The organism is Xanthobacter sp. DMC12 (assembly GCF_056314105.1).
On sequence record NZ_JBQUYZ010000006.1, the window covers coordinates 1 to 23,543 of the forward strand.

Here is a 23,543-nt window from a genome sequence, read left to right on the forward strand (position 1 = left end):
AGATGGTTCCGGGGTCCGAATCGAATGTGAAAGTCAATGGGCTGCCACAGGTGCCGCAATGCGTGCGTACCGCTTGCCGAGACGACCGATATTGGACCAAGTTCCCGGTCTCGACATAGAACGACGTTTGATCCACGGCGACGTAGGTTAGCCTAGCCGTCGCAGGGCCGCGTTCATCGTGTTTTCGCTGATCGGGCGGAGCACGGTGCGGATCGAGGGGAAGGCGAGCCTTCCCTGTCCTGTGATCTGGTGCAGCCGCTTGAGGATCGATACTGCCTGTCGGGGCAGGGGGCTCCGATGCGGACGTCGCATCTTCATGCGCGCCGCCGGAATGGTCCATTAGGCCTTTTCGAGGTCGAACTCGCTCCATTCCGCCATCCCGAGTTCGCCAGGCCTCGGAAAGAGGATCGGCATGTGCTGCAGCGCAGCTCTTGTCGTGGGTTGCCCGTCGAAGCCGGCAATGGCCCGAAGCAGCGCGCCAAAAGCTTTCGGGTCGGTCACTGCCGGACGATGCACGACCGTCGGGGTGACGAGAGACCCTTTCAAGGCGAGGGTTGGATCTTGATCCGTGCGAGCTGTCGCAGCCGCATATCGGAAAACGCGTCCAATGGTTGATCGTAGCCGACCGGCACTTTCATGGCGGCCCCGGGCCTCCATCTTTTTCAACACCGAGAGCACCTCCGCCGCGGTGATCTCTGAGATTGGGCGATTTCCAAGTTCCTCCCTGGCGAATCCCAACAGCCAGGCGACCTTGTCCAGCGTTGTGGCGGACCGGTTTTCCTGAGCCAGCTTTTCCAGAAGCTCGTCGGCGATGAGATTGAACGTGTTCGCTGCCGCCGTCTGACGCGCAGCTTTCTCCGCCTTTGCCTTCGCGGCTGGATCGACGCCCCCGCCAAAGCCGCCTTTGCCGCGTCCCGTGCCTTTCGGGCGTCGGCGAGGCCAACTGCCGGATAGGCGCCGAGCGCGAGCTGCTTCTGTTTCCCTTCGAATCGGTAAGCCAGGCGCCAAAGACGGCCGCCCGTGGGGGTGACCAGCAGGTGGAGGCCGCCTCCGTCAGACAACTTCACGGGATGCGGCTGGGGCTTGGCGGAACGAACGGCGACATCAGAAAGCGCCATATTGTTGGCATGATTGTTGGCACCTGACGATGCCAACAATCATGCCAACAAATCCACTGAATGCCAACACCTGTAGGCTTACGCCCACTAACGCCGATCCCGCTGAAAATCCTGTATTGGCGCCATTTTCTTTATGTCGATCAATGTCGGCGAAGGGGGAAATGGTGCCGGGTGAGGGGATCGAACCCCCGACCTTCGGTTTACAAAACCGCTGCACTACCGCTGTGCTAACCCGGCTCCGGCCCATGATCTACCAGCGCCTCGATGGCTGAACAAGCCGGAGGCCGGGAGAAATGAAAACGGCCCCGCCCGGGGGCGGAGCCGTTCGATCGGTGAGCGACGCGCGGCGGGCCGCGCGTGTCCTCAGTGCCAGTGATCGATATTGCGATCCTTGGTCTCGGGCACGAACAGAAGGCCCAGGACGAAGGTCATCAGCGCGATCACGATCGGATACCAGAGGCCGTAATAGATGTCGCCGGTGGCGGCCACCATGGCGAAGGCGGTGGCCGGCAGCAGGCCGCCGAACCAGCCGTTGCCGATATGGTAGGGCAGCGACATGGAGGTGTAGCGGATCCGGGCCGGGAACAGCTCCACCAGAGCTGCCGCGATCGGGCCGTACACCATGGTCACGAACAGCACGAGGATGAACAGCAGCCCGATCACCGCCGCCACCTGCGGGCGGAAGATGTCGAACGGATGCGCCATCTTCACCACGTCCTTGTTGGTCGCCGCCGACGGGTAGCCCGCCGTCTGGAGCGCCGCGAGGGCCGTCTTGTTGAAATCCGGCGAGTAGGGCACGACCGTATCGTTGATCTTCAGCTGCACCGGAGAGCCGGCGGGCCCGGCCTCGGTCGAGTACTTCACCGAGGACTTCGCGAGGAAGTCGCGGGCAAGGTCGCAGGGCTGGGTGTAGATGCGGGTTCCCACCGGGTTGAACAGGCTTCCGCAGTTCGCCGGATCGGACACCACCGTGACCCGGATGTTCTGGATCGCCTTTTCCAGCGCCGGGTTCGCGTAGGTGGTGATCATGTTGAACAGCGGGAAATAGCTCGCTGCTGCGATGAGGCAGCCGGCGAGGATGATCGGCTTGCGGCCGATCTTGTCGGACAGCCAGCCGAAGAACACGAAGAACATCGTGCCGAACACCAGCGACCACGCGATCAGCAGGTTCGAGGTGTAGCCGTCGACCTTGAGGATCGATTGCAGGAAGAACAGGGCATAGAACTGGCCCGTGTACCAGACCACGCCCTGGCCGGCGACGAGGCCGAACAGCGCGATCAGCACGACCTTGAGGTTGCCCCACTGGCCGAAGGCCTCCGAGAGCGGCGCCTTCGAGGTGGTGCCCTCCTCCTTCATCTTCTGGAAGGTCGGCGATTCGGAGAGCTGGAGACGAATCCAGACCGAGACGCCGAGCAGCGCGATGGAGACGAGGAACGGCACGCGCCAGCCCCAGGCCGCGAAATTCTGCTCGCCCACGATGGTGCGGGTGAACAGGATCACGATCAGCGACAGGAACAGGCCGAGGGTCGCCGTGGTCTGGATCCACGAGGTGTAGAAGCCGCGGCGGCCATGCGGGGCGTGCTCCGCCACGTAGGTTGCGGCGCCGCCATACTCACCGCCGAGCGCAAGGCCCTGCAGCAGGCGCAGGCCGATCAGGATGATCGGAGCGGCGATGCCGATGGACGCCGCGTTGGGCAGGATGCCGACGATGAAGGTCGACAGGCCCATGATGAGGATGGTGACGAGGAAGGTGTACTTGCGCCCGACGAGATCGCCGATGCGGCCGAACACGATGGCGCCGAAGGGGCGCACCAGGAAGCCGGCGGCGAAGGCCAGCAGGGCGAAGATGTCTCGGGTGGCCGGCGGATAGGCCGAAAAGAACTGCGCGCCGATGATCGCGGCCAGCGAGCCGTACAGATAGAAGTCGTACCACTCGAACACGGTGCCGAGGGACGAGGCGAAGATAACCTTCTTCTCCTCCCGGCTCATGGGACGAGGCTTTGCTGCCGCCCCCGCTGTTGTCACGCTCATGGAACCACTCCCTCCCATCGCTTCGGGGCTCCGCCGCCGGCGGATGTCGGACCCAACAGGTCCTGCGAGAGAGGGTCTTTTCGGCGCCAGCCCACAGCGCCGTGCGCACGCGGGTGTGCGACGGTTCTCAGGGCGTTCCTCCGGTAGACCCTCTGGGTTCCGCGTCATTGTTGGCGCGCGGATATCCCGCAGGGCTGGGCGCGCACGGCGCGCCGAGCGGTATCATGGCGAAGGTGTGGCCGCCTTACGATTGGTCATTGGTCTTAGGTGCAGGGCGAAAAATGCGTGCGCCGCAGCATCGCAGCACCGCCGACGGCCCGCCCCGCTTCAGCTTCTCTTCATCGCGCGGCGGGCGATGCCGAGCGCCAGGGCGGCCGCGTTCGAGACGTTGAGGCTCTTGATCGCGCCGGGCAGGTCGATGCGGGCGAGCACGTCGCACGTTTCGCGGGTGAGCTGGCGCAGGCCCTTGCCCTCGGCACCCAGAACCAGGGCGAGGGGGGCCCGCAACCGCGTATCCTCGATGTCCGCCGGCCCCTCGCTGTCGAGGCCGACCACCAGCATGCCGTTGTCCTTCAGCTCGGTGAGGGCCCGGGAGAGATTCTGTACGAGGCAGAACGGCACATGCTCCAGCCCGCCCGAGGCGCTCTTCGCCAGCACGCCGGTGGCGGCCGGGCTGTGGCGGGCGGTGGTGACGATGGCGCTGACCCCGAAGGCCGCCGCCGAGCGCACGATGGCGCCGACATTGTGGGGGTCGGTGATCTGGTCGAGCACCAGGAGCAGTTCGCTCTGCGCGAGGTCCTTCAGGGGCGGCGAGCGCAGGTGATCGACCTCCGCGAGGAGGCCCTGATGCACGGCGTCCGGCCCCAGCAGCTTGTCGATGTCGCCGGGGCGCACCACCTCGGGCGTGACCGGGGGCACGAGTCCCTCCTCGGTCAGACGGTTGATCGCGTTTTCCGTCGCCATCAGCTTGCGGAAACGCCGCTTGGGATTGCCGATGGCCTCGGCGACCGTGTGCCAGCCATAGAGCAGGGCGACGTCATCGGCGCCGGCCCACGGTGGCGGCTTGCCGCCGCCCTTGCCCTTGCGCGGGGGAAAGGGCGCGCCGGAGGGGCGCGGGCCGCCGCGGCCGGCGAAGGGCGGGCGGGCGCCGGGGCGGCGCGGTTCGCGGGGCGGACGATCAGACATGCCGTGGCTTTGTCAGACCCCGCAGCCGGGCGCAAGGGGCGACGGGGTTCGCAGAGGCGTTTCGGTGCGCCATGTTGCAGCACGCACGGCCAAGCCGTCCACAGGTGCGCGGATTGCGGCGCATGGTGGGGCGATTTCCGGTTGACTTCGGCACGGCGTTTTCACATAAACCCGGCCTCGGATGGCGATTTGAGCTTGCGCTCTGCGTCACCTTGGGCCGCTGGGGCTTTCCTGCATCACCAGTCCGGCTCGAAGCCTTCCTGCTCTGGCATGAAGGTCCGCGATGACGGGCGTCGTCATGGAGGGGTGCCCGAGTGGTTAAAGGGGACGGACTGTAAATCCGTTGGCTCTGCCTACGTTGGTTCAAATCCAACCCCCTCCACCACCCGTCGTCGCAATGCGCTCGAAAGGGCGCGGGGCCGGTGTCAGCCGGTCCGCGGAAGCAGGACGGGGCCGGCCGCGCCGGCCACCCGCCACCTCTTCCGCCCTATGGACCGGCATGGTAAGCCAGCCGGAATGCGGGTGTAGCTCAATGGTAGAGCAGCAGCCTTCCAAGCTGAATACGAGGGTTCGATTCCCTTCACCCGCTCCAGCCTTCTTTCCGAATGCGCCTGCAGACTTCCGGTTCGCACCACAGCGGCCGCGGCCTTCCCGTTGCCGGGGGCTGTGACCGATGGATGCGTGATTCGCCTGGCGAGCGCAGTTCGCCAGTGAGCGCCGGGCCATGCGCGGGCTCCAAAACGAAAGCGGCCGTCAGGGGCGTTCGGAGCCCCTGACGGCCTGAGACCTCGCCTCGCTGCGCTCCGGCCGGGGGCCGTCATCGCACACCCCACCGAGGTCGAGGTCTCAATCGGTCAAACGATCGCGGACGATCACTGCAGCGCGTTGATCGCGAGGCCTTCCACGAAGGTGAACTTCGCATTGGTGCCCTGCTGCAGCGTCTGGAGGTCGCTGAGGACCTTGCCGTTGGCGGCCTTCAGGGTGCGCAGGTAGCCGTCGGGGCCCGGGAAGCTCACGGTGCCGGCGGCCGGATCGGTGGCGACGACGGGCGCGACGATGGTCACCTCGCGCAGGCCGAAGCCCTCGGGCAGGCCCGGCAGGCCGTCATTGACCACGACTTCGTTGATCACCGCGGGCTGCTCCTTGCCGGCCTTGGCGATGGCCGTGACCACGCCGGGCAGCTTGCGGATCAGCAGGCTCTGACCATTGCGGAAGGCGCGCAGGTCGCCGACCAGCGGCGGGGCGACGACGGCCCAGCGCTTGCCGGCCGGGGTCTCGAGCACGACATTGCGGGTCGCGGGGTCGGCTGAGACGAAGCGGACCTTGTAGGAGAGAATGGTGGCGCTGCCGAGGCCCGGCAAGGTCACGACGTCAATCGCCTCGGGCTTCGGCCCGTCGGGCGTCTGGGCGGTGGCCGGCAGGGCGGCGAGGCTGGCGGCAACGATGGCCAGCTTCAGGGTGCGAAACGTCATATCGTCTTCCTTCTGGTAGATCCGGCACCCAGCCGGGGCCGATGGGAACTGCTCACGATTGCTCAATGATGCGCGCGAGACGACAGGTGACGCTGCGGCCACCGGTCGTCCTCGCGCATCGCTTGCGTTTGACCGCTGCCGCTTGATGCGGCGGCGACATCAGGACGCCGTGACGGCGGGAATTTTCCAGCTTCCGTCGAGGATCGAAGGCTTTTTCGGGTTCGGCCAATACATGCGCAGCATGAGGACAAACGCGCCGGAGGGCGCCGGAAGCCAGTTGGATTCCTTGTCCGCGCCGGGCGAGTCGTGCTGGATGTAGAGATCGACCGAGCCGTCGGCATTCGTCTTGAGATTCTGCCGAGCGCTGATCGAATAGCGGTTGAGCGGATTGGCGACGAAGAAGTAGTTCTCGTCATACATGGTCAGTGACCAGAAACCCTTGACGGGCGGCAACTGTCCCTTGGGGAAGTGCATGACATACGTCTTCGAGCCGTCATACTTGCGCGCCAGCAGGCCGCCGCCCGACTTCAGGGAGGTCGGATAGACTGCGTCCTCCGGCCGGTTGGCGCCGAGGCCGATGGCGGCGATGAGGGCGCGCTGGATGTAGTCCGTGCCATAGATACCGGTGGCGGTGGTGAAGCGCCAGCCGTTCACGTTCTTGATTTCGGGCCCAGTCACGAAGTGCAGCATGATGCGGTCGAAGCTGAACTTCGGCACCCGGTTGAGCACCGCGGGGTCGGCCGCCTTGGGATCGAAATCCTTGCCGGGCACGATGCCGATGGCGGCGAGCCGAGGCAGGATGGGCGCGTCGGCGGCGGCGGGCGGGTTGGTCTTGAGCAGGTCCGCCAGCAGCTTGAAATATTCAACGCCGCTCAGGCCGTTCACCTGGTCGCGCACCGCCGTCTTCATGTCGATGGCCGGGTTCACTGTACCAGCCGGCGGCGTGTAGTCCTTGCCCCAGGCGCTGAGGGGATAGATCTTGCAGGCGTCCTGAAGCGCATGCACCGCCGCGTAATCCTCGGGCGTGCCGGTGCAGTAGATGCGGCCGAGCAGCCAGACGATGGACGTCGGCGACTTGTACTGGACGACGCCGGCCGGCAGCGTGCCCTTCCAGCCCGGGCCGGTGATGGCATAGGTCTGCGCGCCGGTGCCGGTGGTGCGCGTGCCGGGCACCTGGAACACGTCGGTCCAGCCGTCGAGCATGGGGAAGAGGAAGTAGCGTCCCTTCATGTCGGGGATGCTGACGATCCACGGCTCCTTGCCCACGTCGAGCCAGGCGGTGGTGTAGAGGGTATCGGCGTTGGGGGCGGTGACGTCGCGAAAGCTCGCATCGGGATAGGACCGCATGCGCACCAGCTGCCCCATGGGGGCTCGGGTGCCCTCCGGCGCGGCGATATTCGTCATGACCCGGCGCGTAATTTCCATGGTCACCAGCGGGTAACCGTAGATATAGGCTTCCGATGCGGCACGCAGATCTTCGACGTCTGCAGTCAATTCGTGGACCAAGCCCTCGGCTGCGGCAGGCCCCAAGGCGGCGCCAGCGCCGAGAACGCCAAGGCCCAAAGAAACTGAACGCCTCGAAACCGTCATGGCGAATCCCCCGTGTCGAACAGCCGTCGCAAATCACCCCTCGCGCGGCGCGGCCGGACGCTATACGAAGCGAAAGCGTGACGTTTATCTTTTCGCGACAGCACACAATCAGGTGATGGCATGACGCATGTGCCGATGCAGAGGGTTGGGGGGCTATCGGGCGCGGCGGACCTACTGCGCGAACTTGGCGCCGATCCCCAGGATACCTGCACCGGTCTGTCCTTCAATGCGGAAGAGCTGGAGCCGGATACCCTCATTCCTTACAGCGAAGGCCTGCAGTTCCTCGCCAATTGTGCGCGCGTGACCGGGCTTGAGCACTTCGGCCTTTTGCTCGGGACGCGCTACGACCATCTTTCCTTGGGCCGGATCGGGCGGCTGATGGATGCGAGCCCGACGCTGGGCGACGCGCTGCGCAGTTATGTTCAAGTCCAGATCGGCCTGTCGCGCGGCGCTTCTGTCTATTTCTATCCGCTGGGAGAGGACGTTGTGCTCGGCTACGGCATCTACGCCCGGCATGATCCCGGCGCGCGTCAGGCCTATGGCTATGCGATGGGCTGTGGCGTCAACATCGTCCGGGCGCTGACCGGAAGCCGGGGGCGCATCGTCGAAGTGCTGCTCTGCCATCGCGCGCCGGCCGACCCGAGCCTCTTCGAGACCCTTCTCGGCGCACGCGTGCGCTTCGATCAGTACCAGTCGTGCGTGGTCTTTCCCCGCGCCGACCTCCGGCTCCCCAATCCCGGCGCCGACGCCGCCCGCTACGAGGCTTTCCTGGCGCAGCTCGCCTCCATGATGCACATCGATACGGCGGATTCGGCGGCGACGCTGCTGCATCAGATGAAGCCGCTTCTGATGCAGGACGCCTTTTCCCTTGAGGCCGTGGCGCGGCGCTTGGACCTCCATCCCCGCACGCTGAACCGGCGCCTGCGGGAGACGGGATCATCCTTCGTCGCCATCCGCGCCGAGGTGCGTTTCCGCGCCGCGCAGGAGTTGCTCGCGCTGACCGACCTGCCGGTGGGCGACATCGCGCTCGCCCTGTCCTTCTCCGCGCACAGCAATTTCGTGCGTGCCTTCGGTCGCTGGGCTGGGATGACACCGACCCAGTGGCGCACCGGATTGACGAGCCGGGCTGCCGTCTGAGGGGAGGGCGGCTCAGAAGGGCTGGCCCGCGGCCCGCATCAGGGCGTCCGTGTCGGCCAGCCAGACCTGGTCTTCGGCCTTGAGCGCCTCCAGCACCCGCCGCAGCGCCGCAGCACCGGCCGGCGTGCCGACGACGAAGGGGTGGATGCCGATGGCGACCACGGTCGCCGGCCGGGCCGGCTCGGCCTTCGCCTCGCGCGCCAGCTCGCGCACGTAATCGATCCAGAGCCGCGCGAGGTCGTCGGCTTCCTTGAAGCGCGAGAGATACTGGCCCATGTCCACCACGCTCGGCGGGTAGGGCACCAGCACCAGCGGGGCGGGCTTCGTGTCGAGCCGCGCCAGCACGTCGGAATCCATGCCGTCGAGGGTGTAGCGGATGCCTTCGGCGGCGGTGGCCTGGAAGGTTTCGGCATCGGGATAGACGCTCGGGCTCGACCAGCCGGTGGAGCGCACGCCCGTGTCCGCCTCGATCATGTCGAGCGTCTTGCGGATATAGGCCCGCTGCGCCGCAGGCCCCTCAGACAGGGGCAGAAGATCGGTGGAATTGTTCAACCCGTGGGCGATGATCGGCGCAGATGGAACAAGCGCCCGAAGTGTCGACCACACCTGCGGCTGAGCTTTCGGGAACTGGGCGTTGAGCGCGAGGCTCAGGGGGACGCCCATCTCCTTGAATAGCCGGCCGGTGCGGGGCAGGCCGAAATTGATCGCATATTGCCGAAAGCCCTCATCCACCAGATCCGGCGTGCGGCCGGTCATGTCCGGGCGGAAGTTCGGGCCCTGTCCGTGCCCCCACGTCTCCACGTAAAGGACGAACAACACGGCGACCTTCCTGCCACCGGGCCACGCGGCGACGGGAATGTCCTGCCGTGGCAGGCCGGTGATCCAGTCCGTGCCTCCCGCCTCGCCCGCCGACCCGCGGGCGGGTGTGAGCGCCGCGACGGCGGCGAGGAGAAAGGCGAAGATCGGTGCGCGCATGTCCCACCTGCCTCTGTGCATGGTCCCGGGCACGGGCATTCCGTGCCCGGGGCGCCGTTCAATGGAGATCGTCGAGGGACGCGGCGCCCGAACCACCGGAGATCAGCGCCGGCCACTGCTTCGAGCCGAACGGAACCTGCGGCGGCAGGAACGGCTCCTGTCCGCGCGCCTTCATCTCCGCGATAATGGCCTTGCGGGCGTCGCCCCCCATCAGTTCGTAGTCCATCAGCCGGTCGTTGTTGAAGAACAGCCCACCCACCGAGCGGTCGGAGATGATGCGCACGACGGCGGTGAGCATGTCCTCCGGCGTGGTGGTGAAGGAGACGGTCTCGATCAGGAACAGGCGGTCGTTGATGGCCTTCTCGCCGAAATATTGCGCGAGCACGCTGTAGAGCACGTTGTTCTGGCGCGCCACGTAGATGGTATTGCTGGCGCCGAAGGCCTGATCGAAGCTGCCGCCCAGCTCCTTCTTCCAGCCGTCCAGCACGCCCATCCAGTGCTTCACCTGCGTTTGGGCCGCCCAGGCGATGGCGTTGCGCAGGACCGGCGCCTGCGTCTTGGCATAGGCCTGCACGGCATCGAGGGTGACGACACCCTTGGCGAGGCTGTCCTCCATGAAGGCGATGTTGTTCTCGAGGATGGCGCGGGAATTGGCGCGCCAGGCATCGGGCATCTCCGCCGCGCCGATCGTCTCCAGCGCGCTCTTCATCTCGCTCAGATAGGCCCGCATGGGCGCGACCCAGGAGGTGTCGGCCGGCGTGTCCACGTAGGGCAGCACGACCTCGGAAATGGCCATGGCGCTGTGGCCGAGCGATTTCATCACCTGATAGGCCTTCGGCACGGACGGCGCCTCCAGCGGCGGCTGGCCGGGCCGGTAGAGGATCATGCGCCCGCCTGCGCCCGAGAAAAGCGCCAGGATGACCGGATGGTTGGCGAGGATGTTGCGGCGGAAGGCGGCGCCAGCGTTCTCGTAGAGCGAGAACATGGTGGTGTTGAGCTGGAGGACGTTGCGGGTGGCAAGATCCTGGGCGGAGGGTGGCTGCGGCGGTCCGGCAATGGGCTTGAGATAGGCCGGTGGCTCGGCCGCGAGGGCGCCGGGCAGCGGCATTGCGGCGAGCGCGGCCGCCACGGCCAATCCGACTGGAAGGTATTTCATCGTTTCCTCCTCCATATGCTCTTTGCGCGGGCCGCTTTGGCAGACCGTCCGGGGCAGATCATTCGGGGCAGGCGGCGCCGCTCTCGACCCACGCCTTGACCAGGGCTTTCGCCTCTTGTTGCGATCCCGGCGCTGGTGTCCGCGTGCCGCCCGGATGCCAGGCCCAGCCGACCAGCGTGTCGTCGCCGATATGCGCGATGAGATCGGCGAGAGACCGGCCGCCGTTGCGGCGCGGGTCCTTGATCTGGTTGCAGATTTCCGCCGGGCTCTTGCCCTCCCAGGCCATTTCGGCGGGCGCGAGATGCCATTCGGGATGGCCGGGGACGCCGGCCGGTGCGTAATTCTCGCCGCGATGGCAGATGCCGCATCGCAGGCTCGCGGTGCCGAACCCGTCGGCGCCGCGTGTCACCGGCGGCTGGTGAAGGCGCGCGGCATTCCCCTGCCGTGGCCGATCGGTGGCGGGGTGGCAATTGGTGCAGCGCGGGTGGGTGAGCACCTTGCTCAACTCGCTGAAATAGGCCGCCGAGCGCTGTGCCGGGTCGGCGATGGCGGCGAAGGCTTCCGGGGGCGCGAGCGTTTCGGCAGGGGCCGATACCGCGATCCCGGCCGCCGCCAGCAGCCCGGCGAGGGCCGCCGCGGGCAGGGTCATTGCGAGGCGGCTGTCCAGCATCGCAAGCCCCTCAGGTCAGGAAGCGTTTGGGGTCGGCGAGCACGACATCGCGCACCGCCTGGTGGTATTTGACGTAGCCGGAGCAGCGGCACAGATGGCCGTCGAGGGCCTCGGCGATGGTGCGCTCCAGATCAGCCCGGGGGATCGGTGCCCGTTCCAGCCGCTCCAGCAACACCTGCCCCTCGTTGAGGAAGCCGGGGGTGCAATAGCCGCACTGGAAGGCGAAATGGGCGACGAAGCTCTTCTGCAGGGGCGTCAGCTCGCCATTCTTCGCGTGGCCTTCCACTGTGCGGATGGCAAGCTTGTCGAAGTCGGTGGCGGGCGCGATGCAGGTGGGGGTGGTGGAGCTGGTGCCGTCGGCATGATCCACGATGACCGCGCAACTGAGGCACTGGGCGGCGCCGCAGCCGAACTTGGTGCCGGTCATGCCCAGCACTTCCCGCAGGAAGTCGTTCATGCTCAGGCCCTCGCGGACTTCGACGGGTCCGTGGCTGCGACCGTTGATGGTGAGCGAGACCGGGGGCAACGGGCGTCTCCCTTCACAGAACACGCCGGACATCGTCCGGCGTGACGGGCAAGGCACGGAAACGATGGCCGGTGGCATCGTGGATGGCGTTGAGGATGGCGGGCACCACCGGGATCATGACCACCTCAGCCATGCCCTTGGGCGGCTCGTTCGGCGCAACGCGTGGCAAGACTTCCACCTCCAGCGCGCGGAGGGGCAGATCGGAGCCGCGGGCGACCACATAGTCGCCGAGGTTCCAGCGGCCATTGCCGGGTCCGTCCTCGAACGGCGGCAGGGTTTCGAGCAAGGCGTAGCCGAGGCCCATGGCGAAGCCGCCCTGCGCCTGGCCGACCACCACCTCAGGCGTGAGCACCTCGCCGCATTCCAGCACGCTATAGGCCTGCGACACCCGCACGGCGCCGGTCGCCTTCTGGATCTCGACCTTGACCAGCGTGCCGCAGCTCGATGTGAAGGAGGTGCCGATGCGGTTGTAGCTCGCCGGCGGGAAGGCGATGAAGCTGCGGTCCAGCACCTTGAATGCGCCACCGCCGCGCCGCACCGCCAAAGCATCAAGGTCGACCACCCAGTCGAACCCGTCCAGCGGAAAAGCCGCCTGTGCCCATGCCCAGCGGGAAAAGGCGTGGGCCATGGCGCCGGTGAGGCCACCCATCTCGTGGGCACGGGCGGCCACCTTCTCCTGCTTCAGCGGCGGCAGGCCGGACAGGATGAGCGCGCCGTCGAACCAGAACGCTTCCTGCCAGAGGAAGCGGCGCGGATCGTCCTGGCCGATGCCCCACAGGCTGAGCGCTGCTGGCCACAGGCCGAAGCGAAAGATGAGGCGCGCCGCCTCGGCCGCCGCCTGGGTGCCCACATGGGCGCCGATGGAGGCGCTGGTGGCCGAACTGATGGCCGGAACCCAGCGCGGATTGCGGGCGGCCTCATCCTGCTCTTTCTGCGAGATGGTGTAGGGATCGCCGGAGGTCACGAGCCCGAGTTCATCGAACGCATCGATGCGGGCGACGGAGACCGCGTCCGCCCGCCGCCCCAGCAGCCCCGCCACGCGGTTCGCCACCGCCGTGCCGACGCCGTTTCCCATCTCCACCGCGTCGCAATAGATGTGGATGCGCCCCTGCGGATCGATCTCCACCCGGCCGAGGGAGCAGTCCGCCCCGGTCCCGTAGTCCTTCGCGCAGACCGCGACGCCGGTGCCGACCAGCGTTCCGCCCGGTGCCGCCTTCCGCGCGGAATCACGGCCCCGCCACAGGGCATGGCCTTCGAGCTTGTCGAGGATCTCCGGCGTGCGGATCGAGACGGTCCACGGATTGCCGGTCATAGTGAGATCGCCGGCCTTCAGCAGGTTTCGCCGCCGCAGGGCGATCGGGTCCATCGACAGCGCTTGTGCCGCCTCGTCCACCAGCGTCTCAAGCGCGGTGGTGGTCTGGAGCACACCGTAGCCGCGCATGGACCCGGCCGTGACGCCGCGGGTGTGTTCGGCGAGGGTGGTCACATCCACCTTCGGAATGTCGTAGATGCCAATGGCGGAGGTGGCCGAAACGGCGGCCACGCTCGCCGAGTAATTGGCGAGGCCGCCACCATCGAGAACGTGGTCGGCTGCAAACGCCTGCATCCGCCCGGTCGCGCGGTCGAAGGCCACCTGCGTGTGCATGTCGAAGGCGTGGCGCTTGATGCCGCCCTGGAACTGCTGGAACCGGTCATGGGCGAGGCGGATGGGCCGTCCCGGAAGGAACAAGGCGGCCAGCGCCACGTAGAGCGGGAACGGAGTATGGTCACGGCCGCCGAACCCGCCACCCAAATGGGCGAAATGGCTCTCGATCCGCTCGGGGCGGAACCCCGTGGTCGCCTCCCCCAGAAGGTGGGCCAGCTCCTCGTTCGCCTCCAGCGGTGACTGGACGCCGATCACCAGCCTGAGCGCCTTCGCCTGCGGATCGTACCAGGCGAGGCCGCCTTCCGGCTCGAGGAACATGGGGTCCACGGACTGAGTGCGGAAGCGCTGGTCCAGCACCAGCATGCCCGGCCTGCCGGCGGCGATGAAGGCACGGATGGCCTCGCCGTGGATGGCGCCCTTCTTGTACTGCCCGCCGTCCTCGGTGGGCAGCGGGCGCCAGATGGGCCGGCCGCCGGGCTCGAAGACACCGGGGCTGATCCAGCCCTCGATCAGCGGCGAATAGACATCCGGCGCGCCGGGCGTGTCCCCGGCCACACGGGTAAAGCGCAGGGCCGCGTAGTTCGGTTGCGCCACGGGGCCGGTCTCGGTGCCCAAGCGGGCGGGATCCTTCTCGCGCAGGATCGCCCGCGCCCGATCATAGGCATCGAAGCTCTCGAACAAGAGCAGCGCCAGCGGCTGGCCGAGATAGAGCGGCGTCTTGCCCGCCGGGCAGAGCAGGTCGCCGGCATAGAAGGGCGGCACGCGGACCCCGGCGCGCTCCAGATCCTGCGCCGTCACGATCTGCGTCGGCCGGGCGCCCGTCTCCAGAGCGGAGAGGTCGAGCCCCGTGAAGACATGGGTGGCGTCGGCGGCACGCAGCAACAGGGCATGGGCGGTCGTCGCCGGCCAGCCCTCCATGTCCGCCGCGCGGAAATCCGATGCGTAGAGCTTGGCGCCCGTCACCTTGGCGAAGGCGTCGATGCGCCCGGCCGCGGAGCCGGAGAGGCGGGACGCGAGCGTGCCGGGGAGCGTCTGGCTTGCGTTGAAGCCCGCGGCCCGCCCCGTACCGATGCGGATCATGGCCAGCGTGATCCCGCTGGCGGCCACCCAGGTCACGAACTCACGCCGCGATGGACGCATGTCTTTTCTTCCCCGGGACAAGTAAATAAGCAACGTATCAGCGATTTATCGCTGCTGCTACGCTGCATAAATAATGATAATTCGACGATGACGGTATGATGTAACTATAAAAACAGGCGTTCAATTTGGATTGAACGTGCAAGGCTGCGTGATCCCGCTGGGGGCACGTGCTGGTGCGCGAAGCGGTCTGCGCTCCGCGCCGGCGGCTCGCCGACGCTGAAGCTTGAATCCCTGCATACCAAACACGCCGGACCTCTTCCTATTCCCTCATTTGAGGGATGGGGCAGGAACTGCGGTCGTCAGCCCGCTTCCTGCGCGGGTGGCCGGCGGTCGCCGCCATCGCCCATCTGGAACCGCCGCAGCAAGGTGGCGTGCGAGCGGACGCCGAAGTGGCGATAGACCGCCCTCTGGTATTGCGCGACGGTGTATTCGGACAGGTTGAGGCCGACGGCGATTTCCTTGCGCGTGCGGCCGTCGAGCAGGAGGTTGAGCACCAGCCGCAGCCGGGGGGAGAGGCGCGGCACGCTGGCGCCACGGTCGCTCGGCCATCCCTGCTCGTGCAGCCAGGGCAGCTCGCTGAGGAGGATGTGGGCGATCCGCGCCTCCCGCTCGGTGAACGGGGCAGCATCCCGGCGCCGGAAGAGCGAGATGGTGCTCACGGCGCGTTCGTCGATGGGCCGCAGCGAGAAGATGAAGGGGCCGATGTCCGCGTCAGCCAGGTGGTTGCCGACGCCCGATGCCACGAAGGTGGCTTCCTCCACGATCTGCTGGCGCGTCCGCGTGACATGGGCGTTGCACGCGCGCATCTCGCCGAGCAGTTTCGCCGACGTCCAGGCCATGTCCGGATGGGCGGCTGCGAGCAGGAGGCGGCCATAGCGCGCCTCGTCGAAGCCGCCATGGGCCATTCCCAGATAGACCGGCTGCGCGCCCGGCTCCGCGAAGCAGCCCAGGCTCCAGGTCCATGCGTCGGCGCCCACCAGCGTCGAGATGCCGTCGATGAGTTGCCGCTTCACGCAGGAGAAGTCCGCGCGCGAGACGATGACATCGCCCAGCAGCCTCACAATATCGCGCACGTCGGACGCGGACAGCAGGTCGTCCGGCGCGCAGGAAAGAGGAGAATTGGATAGAGGGGACATGTCAGGGCTCATGTCGCACCCGTGCTGGCGGTGGGCCCCTGCATTTCCTTGAGGTCAGCAAAGACCGTCGCACTGTGACGGTTCGCGGACGTGGGGGCAAGGCGCCACCGTGGCGGCGATCTCTTGCGACTGTCGATACCGCCGCATTGCGCGTTCGACCGGCTCGACTATTGTCCCGGCACAGCTTTGGGGAGACGTGCGTGCGGGCAGTTCGACGTGGGGCCGTCGGTTTCGCGGCCGGGATGATTCTGGCGGCTATGGCCGTGCCGCCGCTCGGAGCCGCGCCGGTCGAAACGCTTGCGCCCGGCACGCTCTCGGTCTGCATGTTCGCCACCTTCCCGCCCTTCGTCGGCAAGTCCGACGCCGGCGTCTGGGAGGGATGGGACGTTGACTATCTGAAGGCCTTCGCCGCGAAACAGGGGCTGCGGTTCCAGCCGGTGGAGGTGGCGGATTTCGACGGGCTGTGGACACGCCCCGGCGCCGACGCCTGCGACATCGCCGCCTCGGGCATCGCCGACCTCGCTACGCGCCGGCAGGAGACGGGCGCGGCAGGCGTGTGGTCCGATCACTATTATTTCGTGCTGCGCGCCTTCGGCGTGCGCAAGGCCGACGCCGGGAAGCTGGCGCGCGCGGCCGATTTGGAGGGCCGGACCATCATGGTCATCGCCGGCTCGACGGCCGATGTCGACGCCCGCAGCCGCATCGCGCACGATCAAATCGCCAACGTGACCATCATCGGCACCTCGGACGATGTGGAAAATGCCCGGCGGGTCCGTGACGCTGGGGAAGGAGAAGGCCCGTTCGCCTTCGGCTCGGGGCTCGGCACAGTTCAGTACCTGTCGCAGAAGATGGGCCTCGTCCCGGTATGGCCGCACTGCATGATGACGCCGGACGGAAAGGTGCGGAACGAGCCATTCTCCTTCATCATCCGCGCGAAATCGACGGGCGTTGCGGACGCGCTGAACGCGTTCATCGCCGCGACGCCTTATGGCGCCGGCCGAGGCTCTGAGGCTTGTCTCGGCGAAGGCGGATAGGGGGAGGGAGGCGCACCTCGGCCTTGCCGGACCCGCCTACGCGCGTGCGCGCGGGGGCGAACGGTTTGCGCGCGATTGTCCCGCCTCTTGCATCCGCTTCTGAAACCCCCTATCCCACGGCGGATTTTTTGGCGGCCCGCGCGGGGCGCTGACCGAGAGTGAGAGAGAGAAATGGCCAAAGAGAAGTTCAACCGCTCGAAGCCGCACTGCAACATCGGCACGATCGGTCACGTTGATCACGGCAAGACGTCTCTGACGGCTGCGATCACGAAGATCCTTGCGGAGTCTGGCGGCGCGACGTTCACGGCGTACGACCAGATCGACAAGGCGCCGGAAGAGAAGGCGCGCGGCATCACGATCTCGACCGCTCACGTTGAGTACGAGACCAACAACCGCCACTACGCGCACGTCGACTGCCCCGGGCACGCCGACTACGTGAAGAACATGATCACCGGCGCGGCGCAGATGGACGGCGCGATCCTGGTGGTGTCGGCGGCCGACGGCCCGATGCCGCAGACCCGCGAGCACATCCTGCTCGCCCGTCAGGTCGGCGTGCCGGCGCTGGTGGTGTTCCTGAACAAGTGCGACATGGTCGACGATCCGGAGCTCCTGGAGCTCGTGGAGATGGAGGTGCGCGAGCTCCTCTCGAAGTACGACTTCCCCGGCGACGACATCCCGATCATCCGCGGCTCGGCGCTGGTTGCGCTCGAGAACGGCGATCCGGCGCTCGGCCGTGACGCGGTGCTGAAGCTGATGGAGGCGGTCGACGCCTACATCCCGCAGCCCGAGCGTCCCATCGACCTGCCGTTCCTGATGCCCATCGAGGACGTGTTCTCGATCTCCGGCCGCGGCACCGTGGTGACCGGCCGTGTCGAGCGCGGCATCATCAAGGTGGGCGAGGAAGTCGAGATCGTCGGCATCCGCCCGACCGTGAAGACGACCGTGACCGGCGTCGAGATGTTCCGCAAGCTGCTCGACCAGGGCCAGGCTGGCGACAACGTCGGCATCCTGCTGCGCGGCACCAAGCGCGAGGACGTGGAGCGTGGCCAGGTCGTGTGCAAGCCGGGTTCGGTGAAGCCGCACACCAAATTCAAGGCCGAGGCCTACATCCTGACGAAGGAAGAGGGTGGTCGTCACACCCCCTTCTTCACCAACTACCGCCCGCAGTTCTACTTCCGCACGACGGACGTGACCGGCGTGTGCACGCTGCCCGAAGGCACCGAAATGGTGATGCCGGGCGACAACGTGTCGATGGACGTGCACCTGATCGTTCCGATCGCCATGGAGGAGAAGCTGCGCTTCGCCATCCGTGAAGGCGGCCGCACGGTTGGAGCAGGGGTGGTGGCTGCGATCATCGAGTGATCGCAGCCAGTAGCCCGTCCGCGACAAGCGCGGTCGGGTCCGGCGCCGGCGTCGTCGCCGCCATCATCGAGTGATCGCGCTTTCGGACCTCGCGTCCGCAGCGTGACGGAATAGGGCGGCGCCTCGGGGCGCCGCCTTTTTCTTTTGGCCAGTCCCGCATCCCGCGTCCCCCCCGCAGATCGATGATGCCTCCCACGGTCCCGGTGGCTTGCGCTCCCTGTTCGCGCCGGGCATCCTGCTTGGGCTCCCCTTTTGACGCGGCCATGCGCGGCGCTTCCGGGTGCATCCCCAAAACTCGATAATGCAGAGGCAGGCGGCCATGGCGCGCGGCTCTACACGCTTGATCGTGCTCACGGGCGGTCCGGGGGCAGGCAAGAGCACCCTTTTGGATGCTCTTGCGATCGCCGTACGTTTCATCGCGCCGGAGGCCGGCCGAGCAATCATTCGCCAGCAAATGGCGATCGATGGTCCAGCCCTCCCGTGGCGGGACCGGACGGCGTTCGCGGAGGCGATGCTCGCCTGGGACCTGCGTTCCTACGAGGAGCAGGCAGGGCGGGCCGGCCCGGTCTTCTTTGACCGCGGCATTCCAGACGTGGCTGGATACCTTTCGCTTTGCGGCCTGCCCATTCCTCCGCACATCAGCCGGGCTTGCGCGGTGTTCAGATACGATTCCCTCGTGTTCGTTGCTCCGCCATGGCGCGAGATCTACGCAAACGATGCAGAGCGTCGGCAGGACTGGGACGAAGCCGTGCGCACCCATGCGGTCATGGTCGACACCTATCGCAGCCTGGGCTACGAGACGGTGGAGCTGCCACGGACCGACGTTGCGGCACGAGCGGCCTTCATCCTCGATCACCTCTAGCCGCGCCTTTGCGGTGGACAGGCTGGTTCGCGTCCCCGTCCCCCTTTACAGCCGCGCGGCATCCCACTAAACACACCCGGCCGATGCGCTGGGTCACTTCCCGGCGCGGCGGAGTCTACCCTCGAGGCAGGACAATCGCTGAAAAGCTGATTCTGCCGGGCTTCGGGGCGCAGGCCTTAGGAGTGTAGCTCAACTGGTTAGAGCACCGGTCTCCAAAACCGGGGGTTGGGGGTTCGAGTCCCTCCACTCCTGCCATCTTCGGGATGCCCTCGATCCGGGCTGATGCGGGATGGCAGGTCAGGCGAGACGACGACGCCGGAATGGCACGGCTTGAAGGCGCGTTTCGGACGGCCCATATGAGGCGCGGTCCGGCCCCGCCGAAGGCATGCCCGCAGCAACGTCTCGCGAGAGCCGAAGCCGGCGGGAAGAGGATTTGAGCGGCATGTGCCGCATCCGCGTCATCGGAAGGTCCGGTGCGTGGCAACCGGCGGCGCGGGAACGGGCGGCAACAGGAACGGACGGCGAGACGCCATGGCGAAGAACAGCCCGATGGAGTTCTATCAGCAGGTCCGCGCGGAAACGGCCAAGGTCACCTGGCCCACCCGCCGCGAGACGCTGATCACCACCGCCATGGTGTTCGTGATGGTCTTCCTGGCCTCTATCTTTTTCCTCGTCTCCGACCAGGTCATCCGGTTCGGCGTCTCCACGCTGCTGACCCTCGGGCACTGAGGCGGGAGGCCCACATGGCGAAGCGCTGGTACATCGTTCACGCTTATTCCAACTTCGAGAAGAAGGTGGCCGACTCGATCCGCGAGCAGGCTGACCAGCGTGGCCTGACCGACCTGTTCGAGCAGATCCTCGTCCCCACCGAGAAGGTGGTCGAGGTGCGCCGCGGCCGGAAAGTCGACACCGAGCGCAAGTTTTTTCCCGGCTACGTGCTGGTGAAGATGGACCTCACCGACGAGGCTTTCCATCTCATCAAGAACACGCCGAAGGTCACCGGCTTCCTGGGCGCCGACAACAAGCCCATGCCGATCTCCGAATCGGAGGCCATGCGCATCCTGCAGCAGGTGCAGGAGGGCATCGAGCGTCCGAAGCCGTCGATCTCCTACGAGGTCGGCGAGACGGTGAAGGTGTCGGACGGCCCGTTCGCCTCCTTCAACGGCATCGTGGAAGAGGTCGACGACAGCCGCTCGCGCCTGAAGGTGGCGGTGTCCATCTTCGGCCGCGCGACGCCGGTGGAACTCGAATTCGGTCAGGTCGAGAAGGTCTGACCGGAGCGGGCCGTTTCTCCCTCGTGGGGCAATGGTTCGAAGTCCGGCGCGCCGCCCGAGGGTCGCGCGCCGGCGTGGGAGGGGAGGGGGCGTCTCGCCAAGCGCCCTTTTGACCCGCACCACGCAATCCCGCCCGCCGCTCCCTTACCGGACGGCGGCGATTTTTGGGAGTTGTTGAAATGGCGAAGAAAATTACCGGTTACGTCAAGCTGCAGGTGCCCGCCGGCAGCGCCAATCCGGCCCCGCCGATTGGTCCCGCGCTCGGTCAGCGCGGCCTGAACATCATGGAATTCTGCAAGGCGTTCAACGCCCAGACCGCGCAGCTCGAAAAGGGCATGCCGATCCCGGTGGTGATCACGGCCTATCAGGACCGCTCCTTCACCTTCGAGCTGAAGACCCCCCCGGTCTCCTACTTCCTCAAGAAGGCCGCCGGCCTCGAGACGAAGAAGAAGCCCGGCTCGGGCTCGAAGACGCCCGGCAAGGGCGCCTTCGTCGGCAAGGTCACGCGCGCCCAGCTCGCGGAGATCGCCGAGAAGAAGATGAAGGATCTGAACTGCGATACCGTTGAGGCCGCCGTCCAGATGATCGAAGGTTCGGCCCGGTCCATGGGCCTGCAGGTTCAGGGGTGAGCGCCATGGCGAAGGAAGGCAAGCGCATCCGCGCCATCAACGAGGGCATCGACCGTAACAAGCTGTACGGCCTCGACGACGCCCTCAAGCTCCTCAAGGAGCGCACCACCGCCAAGTTCGACGAGACCATCGAGGTCGCGCTGAACCTCGGCGTGGATCCCCGTCATGCCGACCAGATGGTCCGTGGCGTGTGCAACCTGCCCAACGGCTCGGGCCGTACCGTGCGCGTGGCGGTGTTCGCCCGTGGCGCCAAGGCCGACGAGGCCAAGGCGGCGGGCGCCGACATCGTGGGCGCCGAGGACCTCCTGGAGACCATCCAGGGCGGCACCATCGAGTTCGATCGCTGCATCGCGACCCCGGACCTGATGCCTCTCGTCGGTCGTCTCGGCAAGGTGCTCGGCCCGCGCGGCCTGATGCCGAACCCGAAGGTTGGCACCGTGACCATGGACGTAAAGGGCGCCGTCGCCGCCGCCAAGGGCGGCGCGGTGGAGTTCCGCGTCGAGAAGGCCGGCATCATCCACGGCGGCATCGGCAAGGCCTCGTTCCCGGCCGACAAGCTGGCCGAGAACATCCGCGCCTTCGTGGATGCGGTGGTGAAGGCCAAGCCCGCGGGCGCCAAGGGCACCTACCTGCAGCGCGTGGCGGTTTCCTCCACCATGGGCCCGGGCATCAAGGTGGAGCCGTCCACCGTGCTCACCGCCTGATCGGCAGAGATCAAGCTTCAGGAAAGGCCGGGCCACAGGGTCCGGCCTTTTCCGTTTTGATCACGCATTCGTGTGAGGCCTTGACCTTCCCATGCTGCATGGCAGACGGGCGGCTGCCGTATGCAAAAAGTGCGCAACGATGATGATCGGGGCGTGACAAGGCTGGCACCAGCCTTTATATGGGCTCTTTCCGGGTGGCTCGCCGCCCGGATCAGGTATTGTGGCTTTCGCCCTTGACCGGGTGGAAGGGCTGGGAGGGTTCGCCCGCCCGGCCTTGTCGTCTGTCAGGCGTTCGGGTGGCTCCCTCGGGAGCTTTCGGGCGAGCCAGCAGGCAAAGTCCTGTCCGAGACTGCCGGTGCCGAGGTGCCGGCCTGATGGAGATGCGCCCCGCAAGGGATGTTCGCTCAATCCGGCCGAGGATCAAGGCTTAATTCCCGACATCCGCCCTAACGGGTGGTTAATGGGGAGCCAGCATAGACGGGGAAGACCGGAATTTGCCCTCCGCCCGGCGCTGAGTCGGCGGAGATGAAGATCGGTTCGGAACCAGCGCCTTGCGCTTCGCGACACGGTTTTCCGTGCCCGGGCAATAGGGGACAGGGCATGAGAGCGTCGCGGATCGCGGCCTTCCATGTCGTCAGACAGGTTGGCCGCAGGACGCGGCAAGGCGCAACCGGCGGGACTGGATGCCTCCCTTGGGAGGCGGATGGTGCCGCCAAGGCTTAAAGAGAGCCAGACGTGGATCGAGCGGAAAAACAAGAGCTCGTCACGACGCTCACGGAAGTGTTCAAGACCACTTCCGTCGTCGTGGTCGCCCACTATTCCGGCCTCACCGTGGCCCAGATGTCGAAGCTCCGTCGACAGATGAAGGCCGAGGGTGCGACCGTGAAGGTGGCCAAGAACCGCCTCGCCAAAATCGCTCTGGAAGGCTCCGACGTCGCCCATGTGGCGTCCCTGCTGAAGGGACCCACCGTGATCGCCTATTCCAGCGATCCGGTGGCGGCGCCGAAGGTTGCCGTCGAGTTCGCCAAGGCCAACGACAAGTTCGTGATCCTCGGCGGCGCGATGGGCAAGACGGCCCTTAACGTGGACGGTGTGAAGGCGCTTGCCACACTCCCGTCCCTGGACGAACTGCGTGCCAAGCTCGTCGGCCTTATCCAGGCCCCGGCGACCAAGATTGCGCAGCTCACCACGGCACCGGCGGCCAAGCTCGCCCGCGTGTTCGGGGCCTATGCCAAGCAGGACGAAGCAGCGTGAGGCCGCGGCCGCGGGGGATCACGCATCCCGGCGGCCTGATCTCGCAATTCCAAAATCCGAACCTATCTTAAGGAATATCCCATGGCTGACCTGACCAAGCTCGTCGACGAGCTGTCCTCCCTCACCGTGCTCGAGGCCGCCGAGCTGGCGAAGCTCCTCGAGGAGAAGTGGGGCGTTTCCGCCGCCGCCGCCGTGGCCGTGGCCGCTGCCCCGGCCGGCGCTGCCGCCGCCGCGGTGGAAGAGCAGACCGAGTTCACCGTTGTCCTGGCTTCCGCCGGCGACAAGAAGATCGAGGTCATCAAGGAAGTCCGCGCCATCACCGGCCTCGGCCTCAAGGAAGCCAAGGACCTGGTGGAAGGCGCTCCGAAGCCCGTCAAGGAAGGCGTGGCCAAGGACGAGGCCGAGAAGCTCAAGGCCCAGCTCGAGAAGGCTGGCGCCAAGGTCGAGCTCAAGTGAGCCTTTGACGTTTCGGGTCCCGGCCTCGTGCCGGGACCCGTTCCATAGCCGGCCTCCGGGCCGGAGAGGGAGAGAGACGGTTCTCCCGGCAGCCGGTCCGGACGCGGTTCGGGGGCTGCCGGGAGAGCCGTCATGGTGCTGAAAGGGGATGGCGTTTCGCCCCCAACCCTTGACGGCATGATGGCAG

At 66.8% G+C, this 23,543-nt stretch carries 21 protein-coding genes, 4 tRNA genes and 1 pseudogene; 13 read left to right on the forward strand and 13 right to left on the reverse strand.

All coding sequences use genetic code 11. The features are described 5' to 3' along the window. Positions 1 to 339: 339 nt before the first annotated feature. From ACT535_RS19990 to rlmB, 5 genes and pseudogenes are all read right to left on the reverse strand, one after another. Positions 340 to 1,008, reverse strand: coding sequence for a tyrosine-type recombinase/integrase (locus ACT535_RS19990; RefSeq protein ID WP_476365759.1), 669 nt, complete (start codon positions 1,006 to 1,008; stop codon positions 340 to 342). Beyond that, a pseudogene (locus ACT535_RS19995) lies at positions 915 to 1,118 on the reverse strand (Arm DNA-binding domain-containing protein); the annotation flags it as partial. The gene ACT535_RS19990 and the pseudogene ACT535_RS19995, both read right to left, overlap by 94 nt. A 162-nt stretch (positions 1,119 to 1,280) precedes the next feature. Continuing rightward, positions 1,281 to 1,355: transfer RNA gene (locus tag ACT535_RS20000), tRNA-Thr, on the reverse strand. Positions 1,356 to 1,481: 126 nt separating this feature from the next. Beyond that, positions 1,482 to 3,149 (reverse strand): MFS transporter, encoded by a 1,668-nt coding sequence (locus tag ACT535_RS20005; protein ID WP_476365760.1) that lies wholly within the window; start codon positions 3,147 to 3,149, stop codon positions 1,482 to 1,484. Between the two features lie 327 nt (positions 3,150 to 3,476). Further along, positions 3,477 to 4,334 carry a 23S rRNA (guanosine(2251)-2'-O)-methyltransferase RlmB gene (rlmB, locus tag ACT535_RS20010; protein WP_476365761.1) on the reverse strand — a complete coding sequence of 286 codons (858 nt, stop codon included), beginning with the start codon at positions 4,332 to 4,334 and terminating at the stop codon, positions 3,477 to 3,479. Positions 4,335 to 4,634: 300 nt separating this feature from the next. Between rlmB and ACT535_RS20015 the strand changes: the two genes are divergently transcribed. Then, a tRNA-Tyr gene (locus ACT535_RS20015) sits at positions 4,635 to 4,719 on the forward strand. Positions 4,720 to 4,852: 133 nt separating this feature from the next. Next, a tRNA-Gly gene (locus ACT535_RS20020) sits at positions 4,853 to 4,926 on the forward strand. A gap of 280 nt (positions 4,927 to 5,206) precedes the next feature. On the opposite strand, the gene ACT535_RS20025 is transcribed toward ACT535_RS20020, so the two are convergent. Continuing rightward, positions 5,207 to 5,806 (reverse strand): hypothetical protein, encoded by a 600-nt coding sequence (locus tag ACT535_RS20025; protein ID WP_476365762.1) that lies wholly within the window; start codon positions 5,804 to 5,806, stop codon positions 5,207 to 5,209. 159 nt (positions 5,807 to 5,965) lie between these two features. Then, entirely contained in the window at positions 5,966 to 7,396 is a 1,431-nt protein-coding gene (locus tag ACT535_RS20030; RefSeq protein WP_476365763.1) for a DUF1254 domain-containing protein, read from the reverse strand. Positions 7,397 to 7,516: 120 nt separating this feature from the next. On the opposite strand from ACT535_RS20030, the gene ACT535_RS20035 reads away from it, so the two are divergent. Then, the gene (locus tag ACT535_RS20035; RefSeq protein WP_476365764.1) at positions 7,517 to 8,533 is read left to right on the forward strand and encodes a helix-turn-helix domain-containing protein; all 1,017 of its coding nucleotides are present in this window, start codon (positions 7,517 to 7,519) and stop codon (positions 8,531 to 8,533) included. Positions 8,534 to 8,545: 12 nt separating this feature from the next. Here ACT535_RS20035 and ACT535_RS20040 read toward each other — a convergent pair whose 3' ends face one another. From ACT535_RS20040 to ACT535_RS20065, 6 genes are all read right to left on the reverse strand, one after another. Beyond that, complete coding sequence (locus ACT535_RS20040) at positions 8,546 to 9,508, reverse strand: polysaccharide deacetylase family protein (protein ID WP_476365765.1); 963 nt, start codon at positions 9,506 to 9,508, stop codon at positions 8,546 to 8,548. 58 nt (positions 9,509 to 9,566) lie between these two features. Then, positions 9,567 to 10,664: a hypothetical protein gene (locus ACT535_RS20045; RefSeq protein WP_476365766.1), complete on the reverse strand. Its 1,098-nt coding sequence runs from the start codon at positions 10,662 to 10,664 to the stop codon at positions 9,567 to 9,569. 58 nt (positions 10,665 to 10,722) lie between these two features. Next, positions 10,723 to 11,334 carry an Isoquinoline 1-oxidoreductase subunit gene (locus tag ACT535_RS20050; protein WP_476365767.1) on the reverse strand — a complete coding sequence of 204 codons (612 nt, stop codon included), beginning with the start codon at positions 11,332 to 11,334 and terminating at the stop codon, positions 10,723 to 10,725. Positions 11,335 to 11,344: 10 nt separating this feature from the next. Beyond that, a complete protein-coding gene (locus ACT535_RS20055) occupies positions 11,345 to 11,860 on the reverse strand; it encodes a (2Fe-2S)-binding protein (protein WP_476365768.1) in 516 nt (171 codons plus the stop codon). A 13-nt stretch (positions 11,861 to 11,873) separates the two neighbouring features. Beyond that, positions 11,874 to 14,645, reverse strand: a complete 2,772-nt coding sequence (locus tag ACT535_RS20060) for a xanthine dehydrogenase family protein molybdopterin-binding subunit (protein WP_476365769.1) — start codon at positions 14,643 to 14,645, stop codon at positions 11,874 to 11,876. 299 nt (positions 14,646 to 14,944) lie between these two features. Next, positions 14,945 to 15,781, reverse strand: a complete 837-nt coding sequence (locus ACT535_RS20065; protein WP_476365770.1) for a helix-turn-helix transcriptional regulator — start codon at positions 15,779 to 15,781, stop codon at positions 14,945 to 14,947. 257 nt (positions 15,782 to 16,038) lie between these two features. Between ACT535_RS20065 and ACT535_RS20070 the strand changes: the two genes are divergently transcribed. From ACT535_RS20070 to rplL, 10 genes are all read left to right on the forward strand, one after another. Beyond that, positions 16,039 to 16,815 carry a substrate-binding periplasmic protein gene (locus ACT535_RS20070; RefSeq protein ID WP_476365771.1) on the forward strand — a complete coding sequence of 259 codons (777 nt, stop codon included), beginning with the start codon at positions 16,039 to 16,041 and terminating at the stop codon, positions 16,813 to 16,815. Positions 16,816 to 16,986: 171 nt separating this feature from the next. After that, positions 16,987 to 18,177 carry an elongation factor Tu gene (gene tuf, locus ACT535_RS20075; RefSeq protein ID WP_229645841.1) on the forward strand — a complete coding sequence of 397 codons (1,191 nt, stop codon included), beginning with the start codon at positions 16,987 to 16,989 and terminating at the stop codon, positions 18,175 to 18,177. Positions 18,178 to 18,496: 319 nt separating this feature from the next. Then, entirely contained in the window at positions 18,497 to 19,039 is a 543-nt protein-coding gene (locus ACT535_RS20080; protein WP_476365772.1) for an AAA family ATPase, read from the forward strand. A 178-nt stretch (positions 19,040 to 19,217) separates the two neighbouring features. Beyond that, positions 19,218 to 19,294, forward strand: a tRNA-Trp gene (locus tag ACT535_RS20085). Positions 19,295 to 19,570: 276 nt separating this feature from the next. Beyond that, entirely contained in the window at positions 19,571 to 19,768 is a 198-nt protein-coding gene (secE, locus tag ACT535_RS20090; RefSeq protein ID WP_168456324.1) for a preprotein translocase subunit SecE, read from the forward strand. Between the two features lie 14 nt (positions 19,769 to 19,782). Then, complete coding sequence (gene nusG, locus ACT535_RS20095) at positions 19,783 to 20,313, forward strand: transcription termination/antitermination protein NusG (protein ID WP_029557789.1); 531 nt, start codon at positions 19,783 to 19,785, stop codon at positions 20,311 to 20,313. Positions 20,314 to 20,492: 179 nt separating this feature from the next. Beyond that, on the forward strand, positions 20,493 to 20,942 hold the full coding sequence (gene rplK, locus ACT535_RS20100) for a 50S ribosomal protein L11 (RefSeq protein WP_168456325.1): 450 nt from the start codon (positions 20,493 to 20,495) through the stop codon (positions 20,940 to 20,942). A 5-nt stretch (positions 20,943 to 20,947) separates the two neighbouring features. Beyond that, positions 20,948 to 21,646, forward strand: a complete 699-nt coding sequence (rplA, locus tag ACT535_RS20105) for a 50S ribosomal protein L1 (RefSeq protein ID WP_024279834.1) — start codon at positions 20,948 to 20,950, stop codon at positions 21,644 to 21,646. Positions 21,647 to 22,381: 735 nt separating this feature from the next. Continuing rightward, on the forward strand, positions 22,382 to 22,900 hold the full coding sequence (rplJ, locus tag ACT535_RS20110; RefSeq protein WP_168456326.1) for a 50S ribosomal protein L10: 519 nt from the start codon (positions 22,382 to 22,384) through the stop codon (positions 22,898 to 22,900). An 81-nt stretch (positions 22,901 to 22,981) separates the two neighbouring features. Further along, a complete protein-coding gene (gene rplL / locus ACT535_RS20115; RefSeq protein ID WP_168456327.1) occupies positions 22,982 to 23,356 on the forward strand; it encodes a 50S ribosomal protein L7/L12 in 375 nt (124 codons plus the stop codon). The last annotated feature ends 187 nt before the right edge of the window (positions 23,357 to 23,543 follow it).